Here is a 15,342-nt window from a genome sequence, read left to right as displayed (position 1 = left end):
CTCGATCGGTCGAACGAACTCACCCCTCTTAATCGCACTCACTTTCGGTCGTCACCCCGACACGAGTCCGATCGACCGATTACGCGAGAAACCCGACCAATACAGCACCACGCTTACCGCTTCTGCCAGCGCAGCGTACTCCGCCCACCAGTCACTATGACGGCGTGGACGGCCAGCCCGAATCATCAACGCACATATATCCCGCCTCGAAATGGTCGCGTATGCTTCCCCCGATCGCGAGTCGTTTCGTCGCCGGTGAGTCACCGGCCGACGCACTCGAGCACGCTCGTGAAGTAAACGAGCGTGACGTCTCAGTCATTCTGAACCGGCTCGGCGAACACTACGACGAGCGTGGGCCTGCCGAGGACGACGCCGCAGCCTACCGCGATCTCGTCGAAGAACTCGCGAACACCGACGTCGACGCCTGCATCTCGATCAAACCGTCCCAACTCGGGCTCGACGTCGGCGACGACACCTTCCGCGAGCTCGTGACCGACCTCGTCGACCACGCCGCCGACCGCGACGTCTTCGTCTGGATCGACATGGAAGACCACCCGACGACCGACGTCACGCTCGACGTCTTCTGCGATCTGGCCCGGAAACACGACGGCGGCGTCGGCCTCTGCGTCCAGGCAAACCTCAAGCGCACGCGCGAAGACATCGAACGACTCGCCGACGTCCCCGGCAAGGTCCGCTTCGTAAAAGGCGCCTACGACGAACCCGCCTCGATCGCGTACAAAGACAAAGCCCGCGTCGACGAAGCCTACCGGGAACTCCTCGAATACGCCTTCGAGCACTTCGACGGCGGCATCGCCGTCGGCAGCCACGATCCCGAAATGATCGACCTGGCGAAACGGCTCCACGACGAATACGGCACCGACTTCGAGATCCAGATGCTCATGGGCGTTCGAACCGACGCCCAGTTCGACCTCGCCGCCGAAGGGTACGACGTCTGGCAGTACGCCCCCTACGGCGGCAAGTGGCTCTCGTACTTCTGGCGGCGCGTCCGCGAACGCAAGGAGAATCTGCTGTTCGCCCTCAGGGCCGTCGTCGGGCGATAACCGCCGAGCGCACGTTTGGGTGCCGGCGTACCACCAGCCCACACCTCCGTTCAGTACAGGCCTCACCCGGAACAAATGAACACGCTCATAGGGGCCGGGTGAGTGATTTCGAGCATGACCTCGTGGAAACGGGACTTCGCCAGCGGCCTCGTGGTCCTCGGCCCGATCCTCGTCACCCTCTTCGTCCTCTACTGGCTCTACGGCTACGTCGCCGCACTGGCGCCAGGGTTCATCCTGCCGGACGCCTTCATCGTCGACTTCCTCGGCAACGGCGAAGCCGCCCAGCAACTGGCCGGACTCATCCGCGTCCTGATCACGATGACGGTCCTCGTCATCCTCGTCTTCGCCATCGGCTACCTGATGCGAACCACCGTCGGCGACCTCTTCGAACGCCTCATCGACAACCTCGCCAACCGCCTCCCCGGCCTCCGCGTCGTCTACAACGCCTCGAAGATGGCCGCCCAGACCGCCGTCGGCGATCAGGAAACGCTCCAGGAACCGGTCAAACTCGAAGTCTGGGACGACCTCCGGATGACCGGCTTCCGGACCGGCAAAACCGCGAAAGACGGCCGCGAGATCATCTTCATTCCCACCTCTCCAAACATCACCAGCGGCTACGTCGTCGAGGTGGAAGCGGACAAGGTCGAGGAACTCGACGAAAACGTCGAAGAGGCCCTCACCCGCGTCCTGAGCGCCGGCTTCGGCGATAGCAACCGCGACGGCCCCATGGGCGGCGGCATCCCCATCGACGTCATCGACGAGGGCACGACCACGACGGAGACGAAAACAGACGACTAACAACCTTTTGCGCTGCGGACCAGCGGAGCTGGCCCTCGGCAAAACGTTGATGAAAAGCACTCCTCCTTCCCCGCCGTTCGCTACGCTCACTCTGGGTCAGTCTTCGGCCCGCTCGCTCGGCCGACGGCCTTGCTCGCGGTACAAGTCGATAGGAATGCCTGCCCTTCCCCGGTTCGCCCGGCCGCCGTATTGCGGCGACCGGACTCACGGCCAGCTGGTTGTTTGAAGAAGTATTGGAGGAAGCCGTTGGCCGGGAGTGACCCGGCGCGAAGCGCCGTCGTCACGACCCGGGGAAAGGCTGGCGGACTCACATGTGTTCACCGCGAGCGAGGCTCTGACCGAGCGAGCGGGCCGACGACTGATGTGGAGGGCGCTACGCGCCCGGAACGGAAGGAGGAGTGCTTTTCATCGAAGTTTTTCCGAGCGTCGGCGGACCGTGCGCCAGCAGCGCTGGCGTCGGTCCGCCAGAGCGCAGCGAAAAAGTTCGTTAGGGGTACGTAAACCACTCCTCGTGGTCGTCGGTGCGGCGTTCGACAACGTCGAAGAAGCGGGTCTGGATCTCCTCGGTGATGGGGCCGCGGGAGCCGTCGCCGATTTCGACGTTGTCGACGCGTTTGATCGGGGTGACCTCGGCGGCGGAGCCGGTGAAGAAGAGTTCGTCGGCAGTGTGGAGTTCGCCCCGAGAGATGGTAGCGCCGTCGTGGACGGTGTAGCCGAGCTCGCGGGCGAGCGTGATGACGGTGTCGCGGGTGATGCCGTCGAGGATGGATTCCGCGAGGCCGGGCGTGTAGAGTTCGCCGTCGCGGACGAGGAAGATGTTCTCGCCGGGACCTTCGGCGACGTTACCCTCCTTGTTGAGGACGATGGCTTCGGCGTAGCCGTTGCGGCGGGCCTCCTCGCCGGCGAGCATGCTGTTGACGTAGAGGCCGGTCGTTTTGGCGTTGGTCGGGATCTGACTGGAGGCGTGTTTGCGCCACGAGGAGACCATCACGTCGATGCCGTTTTCGAGGGCGTCTTCGCCGAGGTAGGTCCCCCACGGCCAGACGGCGATGGCGGTGCGGGTCGGACAGTCGCCGGGGCTGACGCCCAGGGACTCGTAGCCGTAGAACGCGAGGGGTCGGATGTAACACGAAGTCAAGTCCTGCCGCCGGATGAGTTCCATCGTCGCCTCGGTGAGTTCCTCGCGCGTGTGATCGATCTCCATCTCGTAGGGTTTCGCGGAGTTGTAGAGGCGATCGAGATGTTCCGGCCAGCGGAAGATGGCGGGGCCGTCTTCGGTTTCGTAGCAGCGAGCGCCCTCGAAGATGCCGGTCCCGTAGTGCATCGCGTGCGTGAGGACGTGGATCTGGGCGTCCTCCCAGTCGACGAACTCGCCGTCCATCCAGATCGTGTCGACGTCCATCTCGTCGAAGCTTGCCATACGAGGGGGATGGCGCGGCCGTCTCTTAAAACCTCGAGTGATGGTTGGGGCAGGTAGTGCCGGGAGATGCGAGAAGTGGCACATATTCCCTATAATAATCGAACCGGGTTATTTAATTAGCGCAGGGAATTACGACGAGGAGATGAGCGAGTACACACCCCTCACCTACGAGACCATTGACGAGGCGAAACGACCCAGCCTCGGCGAGGCGCTCGTGCCGATCGTCGCCGTCGTCGCCGCACTCGGCATCGGCTCCGGCTTTCTCGGCCTCGCACCGCACGCTCCGCTCCTCTGGAGTATCGCGTTCACGGGACTGTTCGCCCGGTACCGACTCGGCTACGACTGGGACGGCGTCTACGACGCCGCGGCCGCCGGCATCCGCATGGGGCTGCAGGCGATCCTCATCCTGTTCGTCATCTACGGCCTCATCGCCACCTGGACCAGCGCCGGCACGATCCCCGGCCTGATGTACTACGGCCTCGGCGCACTGTCGCCGACCGTCTTCCTGCCGGCGACAGCCATCCTCTCGGCGATCGTCGCCTTTGCCATCGGTTCCTCGTGGACCACCGTCGGCACCCTCGGCGTCGCCTTTATCGGCATCGGCAGCGGCCTCGGGGTCTCGGCACCGATGACCGCCGGCGCCATCGTCTCCGGGGCCTACGCCGGCGACAAGCAAAGCCCGCTCTCGGACACCACGAATCTCGCCGCCGCCGTCACCAACAGCGGGCTCTACGATCACATCAGGGCGATGCGAACCGGCACCGCTCTCGCGTTCGGCCTGTCGCTAGTCGCGTACGCCGCACTCGGCGTCTACGCGGTTTCTGGCGGCGGCGCGGACGTCGCTAGCATCAGCGAGCCGCTCGCCGATTCGTACGCGCTCGGCCCCCTGGTCTTCTTGCCGCTGGTCGTCACGTTCGGGCTCGCCATTCGTGGCTACCCGCCGCTGCCGTCGTTGATCGCCGGCATCTTCGCCGGCGTGTTCACCACGGTACTCGTACAGGATGTCGGCTTCGCCGCCGCGTGGGACGTCTTCCTGAACGGCACCAGCCCCGAGACGGGCAGCAAACTCGTCAATGGCCTCCTGACGACCGGCGGGATCGATGGCTCCGCGTGGACCATCGCCGTCGTCGTCGCCGCGCTCTCGCTTGGCGGCCTGCTCGAACGCACGGGCGTGCTCGCGACACTCGCCTACCACCTCACCAGTGCTGTCTACTCGCCCGGTTCCCTCGTGGCCGGCACCGGCGCCGCCGCGATGGTGACGAACGCGTTCTCGGCCCAGCAGTACATGAGTATCGTCGTTCCCGGCATGAGCCTCCGCAGCCTCTACGAGGAGTACGGCCTCGACGAGACCGACCTCTCCCGGGCCGTCGAAGCTGCCGGCACTCCCACGGGGCCGCTGTTCCCGTGGCACGCCGGTGCCGTCTACATGACCGGCGTGCTGTTCCCGAACACCGCCGGCGCCACCTCGTGGCTGTGGCTGCCGTTCTACTTCTTCGGGTTCCTCTCGCCGCTCGTGTTGTTCGCGATGGCGTTCTCCGGCCACGGCTACGACCAGAATCGCGATCTCGCCGACGCTGCCGTCGTCGCCGACGACTGACACCCTCGGGCTTCGATTCGGGAATCGCTACCCGCAGCAGTTCGGCCAGCGCGACGAGCGCACTGGCAAGCAATGATGACAGTCGTGGGGCGTTCCAGAGACGGCGGACCGTCGTCCCAAGGATGCCGTAGAAGAGCGCGTCGAGCGAGTTACTCGCCGAGGACGTCCAGAATCTCGCTGCCCTCGAGATAGACGAGGTCGTGCCGGGCGGCGTAGGCACGGGCGTCGCGAGGCGTCACGGCGCCGCCGGTCTCGTCGTCTAACATCTCGCAGACGACGACGGCGGGGTCGGTGTCGGCCGCGTCAGCCAGGGCGAGGCCGAGTTCGGTGTGACCCTCGCGCTGGGCGAGGCCCTCCGGGGCGGCCTTCAGCAGGTGGACGTGGCCGGGAACCCGGAACCGATCGGCGAAATCGGCGGCGTCGGGGTTACGTGCGGCATCCGCAAGTTCGCGTATCGTCAGCGACCGGTCGTCGTCGGTGATGCCGGTGTAGGTGTCGCGGTGGTTGACGGTGAGTGAAAACGACGAGCGGTCGTCGTAGCCGAGTTCGTGGTCACCAGCGGCGGGGTGATCCACCGCCTCCGTGTAAAACGGCAACTCGAACGCCTCGGCGACCTCGTGAGAGAGGGCGACGCAAACGAGGCCACCCGCGTCGTTGCGAAGACGGGCGACGGCGTCGGCGGTGACCGCCTCGGCGGGGTAGATCAGGTCGGTCTCGCCCTCGCGGTCGGCGGCGTCGTGGACGCAGACGGGCTCACCGCGGCTGAAGGCGTCGATGGCGCGTTCCAGTGCGTTCGCGCCGGTCTGGTGGCCCGACATCTCAGTCGTCTCCGACATGGACGATCACCTGGTCGCCGTCGGTCAGGTCGAGGCTGTCGCGGAGCTTCTCCGGGGCGATGAGTTCGAGCTGGTCCTCGTCGTGGTGGGTTCGTTCCGGCGCGATCGTGTGGGCGTCCGTGTAGGTCTCGCCGTCGGCCGTTTCGATCGTGGCCGGGTGACAGACCGCGGGGCCGTAGGTTCGCTCGTCGTCCTCCCAGCCGTCGATGGGGACAGGTTCGACGGCGTCCATCGCGCGGCGGCGACGGACGCTCTCGTCGCGAAGTTCGACGTTCAGCGTCCCGGGGAACGGATCGTAGCCGAGGCGGTCGTCGAACTGACGCTGATAGCCTGGGAGCGAGATGTAGTGGCGGCCCTCGCCCATGCCGCTAGTGATAGTCCCCTCGAGATCGACCTGGGGCGCCGTCTCGAAGAGGCGCCGGTACTCCTCGTAGGCGGCCCGCAGTTCGTGTTCACCTTCGTCCGTGACGACGACCCACTGGCCGTCGCTGACCGTGTCGCGCTCGATCAGCCCGGCGCTCTCGAGCCGCTGGAGGCGTCGCGAGGCCGTCTGGTTCGAGGCGTCGAGTTGCTCGGCGAGATCGGCACACGAGATCTTGACGTCGCCTTCGAGCCCGCCCGTGAGAGCGAGCAGCTTCAGCGTGGCCCGTTCGTCGTGGCCCACGACCGACGTCGCTGTGACTGACATACCTCACGCTTCCGCCTCGGGCGGTAAAAGCATACCGGATGTGGGGAGCATTCCAGAAATGGAATCCGAGGTAGCCGTCGCGAACGAGCCGTTTCTGTCCCAACTCAATCGGCTCCGGCGATATGAACCCGTCGGGTGCGGGAACCGACGACTGCATCTGGTGCATCCGAGAATCACATTCGCTGGCGGTGTCACTCCCGAATCAGTGGCGTGCCGTCGGCCTTCGGTCCGAGCCGCGGGCCCAGCGGGGACTCGTTCGGATCGACGACGCGGCGCTGTTCGTAGTCCGTCGACCGTTCGACGGGGATTCGACCGATCGATGAGATAAGGTCGGCGTAGTCGGCGACCGACCGGAACTCGCCGTACTCGCCGCCAGCGCGCTTCGTGATCTCCTCCGAGAGGATCGTCCCCATGAAGTCGTCGGCGCCACAGGCGAGCATCGAGAGGCCGCCCTCGTCGCCGTACTTCACCCACGAGGACTGAATGTGTTCGATGTTGTCGAGGAAGAGGCGCGAGACCGCGATCATGAGTTCGTCCTCCGCACGCGAGGCGCCGCCGGAGACGACGCCGTGCTCGTACAGCGGCGTGTTCTGGTGGATAAAAGAGAGCGGGACGAACTCCGTGATCGCGCCGTCGACGCGGGCTTGCAGGTCCCTAACCCGCTTCAGGTGCACCGCTCGGTGGGCCTCGTTCTCGACGTGGCCGTACATGATCGTCGCGGTCAGCCCCATCCCGACGGAGGCCGCGGCTTCCATCGCGTCGAGCCACCCCTGCGTGTCGATCTTGCCCGGGCAGATCACGTCGCGGACCTCGTCGACGAGGATCTCCGCTGCGGTTCCGGGAACGGTATCGAGGCCGGCCTCGCGGAGGCACCGGTAGATCTCCGCGTAGGACCAGTCGGTGCCGCGACGGGCGTGGGCGGCCTCCTCCGGCGTCATCGAGTGGACGTGGACGCCGTCGACGCTCATCGCCTCTATCTGGGCGACGTACGTCCCCGGATCGGTCTCGTACGTCTCCGGTCGCTTGTAATTCAGATCGCGGTAGGCGGCCTCGGGTCCGTGCTCGTCCACGTATCCCTCGAGGGTCGCGCGGTGTTCGTCGTCGAGGGCGAACGCGGGGTGTAATCCGGAGACCGAGGTGACCTCGTAGATACCCCGATCGACGGCGTCGGCGACGATCTCGCGGCTCTCCGCGGGCGTCTTGGTGAATCCCGGGACTTCGGCCTCGGCCGGCGAGTCGTAGTCGGTCTCGAACGTGTGGGCCGCATCCTTGAAATTGCAGAACAGGCACCCGACGTTGCACGCGGTCGTGACGTTGTTGTTCAGGTTCGCCACGAACGTGACCTCGTCGCCGACGACATCCTGCCGGCGGTGATCGGCGGCCTGGAGCACCTGCTCTTTCCGGCGCGTGTCGATTCCGTCAACGTCGGTGCCGGTCGTCAGGAGTTCGATCGCGTCGTCGACCGTGAGGCGGACGCCGTCGCGGGCCTTCTCGATCGCGTTCTCGAACGACTGGTCGGTCTCGGGGACGATGTCGAACGAGACGTCGAGTTCGTCGGCACCAGCCAGCTGCGCTCTCCCTTCGGCTCGGCCATCGTCACCCGCTCCGGGTCGAGCGGCGTCACCCGCGCCCGCAGTTCCGTCCATCAGGGGAGGGAATCCAGTGTACCCGCAAAAACGTGGTGGTCCCCGACGAATGTTGCTGGAACGAGTCGGTGTACCACGCCGCTGGAACGAGTCGGATCGGGCGAACTGTCGGGCCACACTGAAAGGTTGATGGGGGAGGGCCGCAGTTGCTCGGGTATGAACACCGGTGTGCAGGTTGCGTCGGGAAGCGTGATGGGCGACCGAGACGATGTCGCGTCACGATCGAATGCCCGGAACGCGGTGATCGCATGACGTCAGTCAAGGAGTTTCAGATCGACGAACCGGCGACGGCGACCGAACTGGGTCGGGGCTCGTTCGTCTTCACCGACGACTACTCGGTCTTCGACTGGGGGAAGATGCCCGACGAGATCCCCCAAAAAGGCGAGAGCCTCTGTACGATGGGGGCGTACAACTTCGAACGGTTGGAGGCTGCCGGGGTGGCGACACACTACCGTGGCGTGGTCGACGACGGACGGGCGGTCCCGCTGACCGACACGACCTCGCCACCGCGCGAGATGGCGATCGATCTCACCCAGGTTCCCGACCTGCCACACGAAGGCCGCGACTACGACTACGACGCCTACCACGCCGGCGCGGGCGAGAACTTCCTGATCCCCCTCGAGATCGTCTTTCGCAACCGCGTCCCCGTCGGCTCGAGTCTGCGACGCCGAACCGACCCGGCCGACCACGGGCTCGATCTCGACACCTGGCCCGAGGAAGCCGTCGACCTGGAGACCCCGATCGTGGAGTTCTCCACGAAGTACGAGGAGTCCGATCGCTACCTGGACCGTGCCGAAGCCGACGCGATCGCCGGCGCGGCGGCGATCGACGAGCTCGAATCGCTAGCCCGCGAGGTCAACCGCATCGTCACGAGACAGGCGAGCGGAGCCGGTCTCGACCACCAGGATGGCAAGATCGAGTGTCTCTACTACCAGGGCGAGATCCGCGTCGCCGACGTCGTCGGCACCTTTGACGAGAATCGCTTCGGCTACGAGGGCACGCAGCTCTCGAAAGAGGTGCTCCGCCAGCACCACAAGCGCACCCAGCCCGAGTGGGTCGACGCCATCGACGCGGCGAAAGCCGAGGCCAAACGAACCGATCGGGCCGACTGGAAGGCGCTGTGTGAGCGGGAGCCGGAATCCCTCGACGAGAGCGTGCTGCAGACCGCTCGCGACATGTACTGTGCCGGAACCAACGCCTACACGGGAACCGACCACTTCGACGCACCGGCGCTGTCGACGGCCATCGGCGCCGTCAGTCGACTGTAGTCCCCGCGTGGTGGTGACCGGGACGCGTGATAGCGACCGAATTCACTCTTCTCACCGGCGATCGTCCGTCGACCGTTGACTGGTCGGCCACCGTGTATGGTCCTCGATACCGACTCGATCCTGGCTGTCGACTCGATGCGCCTAGAGGTCGTACTGTTCACGCACGAGGTGGACGATGCCCCTGTCATCGAGGAGGTCGCCGACGCGATCCAAGGCGGTCTGGGTCGCGTCGTTGATCGTCGCACCCGACCCGATCACCTGGATCGGTCCCATGTCGTCTTCGAGAGTCGTCCGGTGTGCGTCGCCTCGCTCACGATTCACTACGCTCACCGCTCGAATCCCGAAGATTTCGCTCGGTAGACACGCTCAATCCTCGCCTCCCACGATACCGTCGATGGGCCGGTCGGGGTTCGCGTCCGTCACCGCCGCAGGCAGTCCGAGCTGGTAGCCGTCGCCGTTCTCGCGGACCGTCGTCCGGCCGCGGTGGACTGAGACGTCCCCATTGAGGTGCAACTGGACGGCCTCGAGGAGGGCGTCGGCTTCGAGCGGTTGTCCCGTTGCCTTCAGTTTCGCGAGGTCCGCACCGTCCGGGACGTCGAACGCCCGCTGGGTGACGATCGGTCCCTGGTCGAGGTCCGTGGTTACGTAGTGGGCGGTGACGCCGGCGACGCGCACGCCCGCCTCCAGCGCCTGCCGGTAGGCCTCGGCACCCGGAAACGCAGGCAACAGGGAGGGATGGACGTTGATGATGCGATCTTCGTACCGAAAGACGACGTTCGGGCTCAAGATTCGCATGAAGCGTGCGAGCACGATCAGATCGACGTCGTAGGAAGCCAGCGCCGCGAGCAGTTCGTCCTCGTCGACCTCGCCGGACGGCGCGCCGACGTCGTGGAAGGGGACGTCGTAGTGGTCGGCCAGCGGCTCGAGTTCGTCGTGGTTGCCGATGACCACCCCGATATCGGCTCCGAGGTCGCCGTTCGCCCACGCTTCGAACAGCGCCTCGAGGCAGTGGCTCTCCCTCGTGACCAGCACCGCGATCCGCTGGGTCTCGCGGTCCGCGGGGAATCGAACCTGGACGTCGAGGTCGAGGTCGTCGCCGAGGTCCCGGAGGTCCGACCGCAGCGTCTCCGGGTGTCCGTCCATCCCGGCGGTATCGACCGCCAAGTACATCCGGAAAACGCCCTCGCGGACGGCCTGATCGATGTCCTCGATGTTGATCCCGCGCTCGAAGAGCAGGCTCGTCACCCGGGCGACCAGCCCCGTGTCGTCCTCGCCGATGACCGTGATTTCGGTCAGTTCGCTCGTCATCGGAACCACCGCCGCTCGCGGGTCACTTCGTTCCCCGCTCGCCGTTTCGAGGCTCTCGCACTACTCGGTCCTCGCCGCTCGCGGGTCACTCCGTTCCCCGCTCGCCGTTTCGAGGCTCTCGCACTACTCGATCCTCGCCGCTCGCGGGATGTCGCGACCATCGCTACCCGACCTCGAGACGACCGAACGGCAAAAGTCTTCAGATGGGCGCAAGTGTTCCGTCGGTCGATCAGCGGCGACGCGCGTTCGTTCGCCGCCTCGCACAATACGAAAGCGTTTTTGAGCCTGCTCGCGCGCGTTCAGGTAATGACAGCCTACACCGCGACGGTGACCGTGCGACTCAAGCACGGGGTGCTCGACCCCGAGGCCGAGACGACGAAGCAGGCCTTAGAGCGCCTGGACTTCGAACTCGACGCGCTGCGCTCGGCCGACCAGTTCGAGATCGACCTCGACGCGGCAGACGCCGACGCGGCCGCCGATCGCGCCGGAGAGATGGCCGAGCGGCTGCTCGCGAACCCGACCATCCACGACTACGAGGTCGACGTCGCCCAGCGATGACGGTCTCGATCGTCAGATTCGGCGGCTCGAACTGCGACCGCGACGCCGAGCGAGCACTCACCCATCTCGGCGTCGATTCCCAGATCGTCTGGCACGAGGACGGTCTCCCGACCGACACGACCGGCGTCGTCCTGCCCGGTGGGTTCTCGTACGGTGACTACCTCCGCGCCGGCGCGATGGCCGCCCAGTCGCCGATCATCGACGAGGTCGAATCGCTAGCTGCCGAGGGCGTCCCCGTACTCGGCGTCTGCAACGGCGCCCAGATCGGCTGTGAGTCGGGACTGACCGAGGGCGCGTTCACGACGAACGAGAGCGCCCGGTTCCAGTGTGAACACGTGTTCCTTCGTGTCGAACGCGACGACACGCCCTGGACCGACGCCTACGACGAGGGAGACGTGATCGAGATTCCCATCGCCCACGGCGAAGGCCGCTACGAGATCGACGCCGATCGCCTCGACACACTCGAAGCCGAGAATCGCGTCCTCTTTCGCTACTGCGACGAAAACGGCGACGTGACCGACGCTGCCAACCCGAACGGCTCCCGCCACAACGTCGCCGGCGTCCTCGGCGACCGCGAGACGGTCGCCGTGATGATGCCCCACCCGGAGCGGGCGACGATTCCCCACGTCGGGATGACCGACGGCAAGGGCGTTCTCCGGGCGTTCGAGTGACCGGGCAGTAACCTGCGTTCACAGTCGGGTCCGAACGGTGAGTGCGCCTGGACTTGGACAGCGACCACAAGTTGGGTGAACGGGATAGCCGACGAGCATCGATCCGGACGTGGCCGCGTTTCGAGACGAACGATCGAGCAGTACCGGCACTACCGTCCGGTACGTGTGATAAATCAGCTAAAAGATTAATGTGGGCCGGTCTCCATCTCACAACGAAACCGACGGGATGGGGCAGGTATGAGAGCTGAAAAACAGGTTATCAACGTCGCAGCCGCAGATGCACGAGCGCTCCCGCTCGGCGAGACAGGCTGCAACATCGTCCGGGTCGACGCACCGCCGGAAACCGAAGCCGAGTACGCTGGGTTCGGTGCGGTCGTGCTCGGGCCGGGACTGGGAGAAGACGCCCTCGTATCGAACTGTGAATTCGTCGTCGACCGTGCACCTGACGTGCCGGTTCTCGTCTACACTGACGACGGGACCGAGCACCTCGCCGGCGAGGTGGTCGCCGCGGGCGCTGACGGGTACGTGCCGGCTTCGGCCGGATCGTCGACACTGCGAACGAGACTCCGCGAGTTACTCGTAGCCGATTCGGGGGAACGAACGACCGATTCGAATCGATCGAGAGCCACGTCGTCGCTCGACTGGAACGAACTCGTCGTCGAGCAATCGCCACTCGCGATCGTCGAGTGGAACCGGTCGTTCGAGGCCGTCCGCTGGAACGACGCTGCGACAGCGCTGTTCGGGTACGACGCCGACGAGATCCACGGCGAGTCGGCGCTCGAAACCCTCTTTCCGTCCGCCGATCACGCTGCCGTCGCAGACGAGTGGGAACGGGTCGTCGAGACAGGTGAGGAAGCGCGGACGGCACGTCGGAACGTCCGTGCGGACGGGAGTATCTGTCTCTGCGAGTGGCACGTGACGCCACTGATCGACGATGGAACGGTCGTCGGCGTCCTCTCGTTCGCGGAGGACGTAACCGAAGAAGTCAGACGTGCGGACGCACTGGAAGCACTCCAGTCGACGACGCATCGGTTGATGCGATCGAGATCGCGGTCGGAGATTGCGACCATCACGATCGACGCGCTGAACGACGTGATCGACGATCCGCGTGCTGGCTTTCGATATCTGGATCCGGAGACGGAAGAGTTGGCCCTGTCCGCCTCGACGGGTGCGATCGAAACGACGATCGAGGGGACGCGTATCGGTGCCGGTGATGGCGTTCTCTGGGACACGTTCACGAGGAGCGAGCCCCGGATGCTCGAGAACGTCAACAGCGACGTCGTCCCCTACGATCTCGAGGTCGAGGTTCGCGACGCCATCGTCATGCCCGTCGGTGACGACGGGCTGTTGACCGTTGCCTCCCGGGAAGAACGGACGCTCGGCGAGACAGAGTACCACCTCGTGGACGTGCTCGCCGCGACCGCAGCCGTCGCCGTCGAGCGCGTCGATCGCGATCGAGAGCGCAGACGAGCGAAGACGATCGTCGAAACCGTCGGTGACGGGGTTTACGCCCTCGAACCCGACGGCACGTTCACGACGGTGAACGACCGACTGGAGTCGATGAGCGGGTACGACCGGGGGCGCTTGCTCGGATCACACGCCTCGCTGCTCTTTCCGGACGGGGCGCTCGACCACGTCCAGGCAGATATCGACAGCGAAGGTGCACCCGCCGGCAATTGCGGGCAGTTGTCAGCAGAGACGGCGGCAGGTCACCGATCAGAAACAGTCGAGACGGCGGAGGTAAAACTCGAGACGGCGTCCGGCGACGTGGTCCCCTGCGAAGTGACGTCGACGACGCTCGAAACGGTCGACCAGGCGATCGGGACGGTCGGCATCGTTCGGGACGTTAGTGATCGAAAGGCGATGAAACGGGCGGTGCTCGACCATCAGCAGAAGGTGGCGACACTTCACGATGTCGTCGGCCGACTGGAAGCCTGTGACACGAGAACGGAAATATTCGAAGAGACCGTCAACGCAGCCGAAGGGGTCCTTCACCTCGACATCTGCATGGTAGCCGAAGCTGTCGGTGACCATCTGGAGATGCGTGCGATATCGGAGGGGCTCGACGAGTCTCAGTACACGACGCGCCGACCCATAGATGCGGGTGTGGGCGGACAAGCGTTCGTCACGGGCGAAACCCGTCGAGTCGACGACATCCATGCGTCGGACGAGGCGAGTCCACAGAACGATTCGTACCAATCGGGACTTACCGTTCCGATCGGCGAGTACGGCATGTTTCAGGCAATCTCGACCGATCTCGCAGCATTCGACGAACGGGACGAAGAACTGGCCGAGTTACTCATCAGTCACGTTATAGATGCGCTGGATCGACTCGCCTACGAAGAGCAACTGGTCACGGAGCGAGATCGATTCGCCGTCCTCTTCGAGAACGTCCCCGACGCCGTCGTGACGGGTCCGATCGTCGGGTCTGATTTCCTCGTCGAGGAGACGAACTCGGCGTTCGAAGCAACGTTCGGCCTATCGCTCGAAGACATCCACGGGGAACCGATCGACGAGCACCTCGCACCGCCGGATCGGCGGGACGAGGCGAGAACGATCAACGACCGAAGCGAATCCGGTGAGATCGTCGAGGCGGAAGTCAAACGCCAAACGACGGACGGACTCAGAGACTTCATGCTCAGGGTCGTCCCGTACGAGGTCGACGGCAAGGAGTTCGCGTTCGGCCTCTACACCGACGTGACGGACCAGAAACAGCGCCAGAAGCGAGTCGAGGTGCTCAATCGGGTTCTCAGGCACGACCTCCGTAACGGGATGAACATCATCGAGGGGAGCGCCGAACGGCTCGCCTCGATGACCAACTCGCCGGAGGCGGCACGCTACTGGCAAGCGATACAGGACCGCACGGCCGAACTCATCAGTCTCGCCGAGAAGACGCGAGCGGTCGAGCGGACGATCGACCGAGATATCACCGCGGCCGGCCCGATCGACGCCACCGAAGTGGTCGAGCATGCGATCGGGCGGCTTACCGAGCAGTATCCGGACGCCGAGGTCGATCGGGAACTCGAATCCACGGCGCTCGTCCGAGCTGACGACCTCCTCGTCGACGCCGTGTACAACGTCCTCGAGAATGCCGTCCAGCACACGGACCGGGACGATCCAACGATCGGTGTGACCATGCGAGAGGTCGGCGAGGATCCGGAGACAGTGTCGATCGCCGTCGCCGACGACGGCCCCGGCATCCCCGACGAAGAACGGCAGTTGCTCGAAGAGGATCGAGAGATCACGCAGTTGCGTCACGCGAGCGGGCTCGGTCTCTGGCTCGTCGACTGGGTCGTCACGCAATCCGGCGGCGAACTCCGATTCGAGGAGAACGAGCCCCGTGGCACGGTCGTCGAACTCAGCGTCCCGAAAGCGAGCGTCGAGGAACGACAACCGACGATCACCGAAACCGACCGGGGATCGAACCGGTAGCGGTCGGATCGGGAGGAATCAGAGCTGAAACGTGACGCGGGAGTCGATGTGCAGCCGGA

The 15,342-nt window shown here is 65.2% G+C and carries 13 protein-coding genes and 1 pseudogene; 7 read left to right on the top strand and 7 right to left on the bottom strand.

Going from position 1 to position 15,342, the window contains the following annotated elements; all coding sequences use genetic code 11:
- The first annotated feature begins 221 nt into the window (after nucleotides 1–221).
- Complete coding sequence (locus tag C479_RS13025) at nucleotides 222–1,061, top strand: proline dehydrogenase family protein (protein WP_007703442.1); 840 nt, start codon at nucleotides 222–224, stop codon at nucleotides 1,059–1,061.
- Between the two features lie 114 nt (nucleotides 1,062–1,175).
- The gene (locus tag C479_RS13020; RefSeq protein WP_007703432.1) at nucleotides 1,176–1,859 is read left to right on the top strand and encodes a DUF502 domain-containing protein; all 684 of its coding nucleotides are present in this window, start codon (nucleotides 1,176–1,178) and stop codon (nucleotides 1,857–1,859) included.
- 86 nt (nucleotides 1,860–1,945) lie between these two features.
- On the opposite strand, the gene C479_RS16135 is transcribed toward C479_RS13020, so the two are convergent.
- Together C479_RS16135 and C479_RS13015 are read right to left on the bottom strand one after the other, a co-directional pair.
- On the bottom strand, nucleotides 1,946–2,170 hold the full coding sequence (locus C479_RS16135; RefSeq protein WP_152415901.1) for a hypothetical protein: 225 nt from the start codon (nucleotides 2,168–2,170) through the stop codon (nucleotides 1,946–1,948).
- Between the two features lie 176 nt (nucleotides 2,171–2,346).
- Nucleotides 2,347–3,279, bottom strand: coding sequence for a branched-chain amino acid transaminase (locus C479_RS13015; protein ID WP_049907314.1), 933 nt, complete (start codon nucleotides 3,277–3,279; stop codon nucleotides 2,347–2,349).
- A gap of 142 nt (nucleotides 3,280–3,421) precedes the next feature.
- Here C479_RS13015 and arcD point away from each other — a divergent pair, with 142 nt between their 5' ends.
- Entirely contained in the window at nucleotides 3,422–4,876 is a 1,455-nt protein-coding gene (arcD, locus tag C479_RS13010) for an arginine/ornithine antiporter ArcD (protein WP_007703427.1), read from the top strand.
- Between the two features lie 149 nt (nucleotides 4,877–5,025).
- Here the strand turns inward: arcD and ribB are convergent, their stop codons facing one another.
- The 3 genes from ribB to cofH all read right to left on the bottom strand — a co-directional run bounded on the left by ribB (nucleotide 5,026) and on the right by cofH (nucleotide 8,046).
- The gene (gene ribB / locus C479_RS13005; protein WP_007703426.1) at nucleotides 5,026–5,712 is read right to left on the bottom strand and encodes a 3,4-dihydroxy-2-butanone-4-phosphate synthase; all 687 of its coding nucleotides are present in this window, start codon (nucleotides 5,710–5,712) and stop codon (nucleotides 5,026–5,028) included.
- Entirely contained in the window at nucleotides 5,696–6,400 is a 705-nt protein-coding gene (locus C479_RS13000) for a DUF120 domain-containing protein (RefSeq protein ID WP_007703425.1), read from the bottom strand. Before C479_RS13000 ends, ribB begins: the two co-directional genes overlap by 17 nt.
- A 191-nt stretch (nucleotides 6,401–6,591) precedes the next feature.
- Nucleotides 6,592–8,046, bottom strand: a complete 1,455-nt coding sequence (cofH, locus tag C479_RS12995; protein ID WP_007703424.1) for a 7,8-didemethyl-8-hydroxy-5-deazariboflavin synthase subunit CofH — start codon at nucleotides 8,044–8,046, stop codon at nucleotides 6,592–6,594.
- Between the two features lie 248 nt (nucleotides 8,047–8,294).
- Here cofH and C479_RS12990 point away from each other — a divergent pair, with 248 nt between their 5' ends.
- Nucleotides 8,295–9,314: a phosphoribosylaminoimidazolesuccinocarboxamide synthase gene (locus tag C479_RS12990; protein WP_007703423.1), complete on the top strand. Its 1,020-nt coding sequence runs from the start codon at nucleotides 8,295–8,297 to the stop codon at nucleotides 9,312–9,314.
- A gap of 141 nt (nucleotides 9,315–9,455) precedes the next feature.
- Here the strand turns inward: C479_RS12990 and C479_RS15885 are convergent.
- Together C479_RS15885 and C479_RS12980 are read right to left on the bottom strand one after the other, a co-directional pair.
- Nucleotides 9,456–9,629, bottom strand: a pseudogene (locus tag C479_RS15885) (acetamidase/formamidase family protein); the annotation flags it as partial.
- Between the two features lie 51 nt (nucleotides 9,630–9,680).
- The gene (locus C479_RS12980) at nucleotides 9,681–10,622 is read right to left on the bottom strand and encodes a formyltetrahydrofolate deformylase (protein ID WP_049907310.1); all 942 of its coding nucleotides are present in this window, start codon (nucleotides 10,620–10,622) and stop codon (nucleotides 9,681–9,683) included.
- Between the two features lie 306 nt (nucleotides 10,623–10,928).
- Between C479_RS12980 and purS the strand changes: the two genes are divergently transcribed.
- From purS to C479_RS12965, 3 genes are all read left to right on the top strand, one after another.
- Entirely contained in the window at nucleotides 10,929–11,180 is a 252-nt protein-coding gene (gene purS / locus C479_RS12975; protein WP_007703420.1) for a phosphoribosylformylglycinamidine synthase subunit PurS, read from the top strand.
- Nucleotides 11,177–11,851 carry a phosphoribosylformylglycinamidine synthase I gene (purQ, locus tag C479_RS12970; RefSeq protein ID WP_007703415.1) on the top strand — a complete coding sequence of 225 codons (675 nt, stop codon included), beginning with the start codon at nucleotides 11,177–11,179 and terminating at the stop codon, nucleotides 11,849–11,851. Before purS ends, purQ begins: the two co-directional genes overlap by 4 nt.
- 237 nt (nucleotides 11,852–12,088) lie before the next feature.
- On the top strand, nucleotides 12,089–15,283 hold the full coding sequence (locus tag C479_RS12965) for a PAS domain S-box protein (RefSeq protein ID WP_007703412.1): 3,195 nt from the start codon (nucleotides 12,089–12,091) through the stop codon (nucleotides 15,281–15,283).
- Nucleotides 15,284–15,342: the final 59 nt, after the last annotated feature.

The organism is Halovivax asiaticus JCM 14624 (genome assembly GCF_000337515.1).
GTDB classification, from domain to species: Archaea; Halobacteriota; Halobacteria; order Halobacteriales; family Natrialbaceae; genus Halovivax; species Halovivax asiaticus.
Note: the sequence above shows the minus strand (reverse complement) of the source record. Positions and strands in the feature narration are given on the sequence as shown.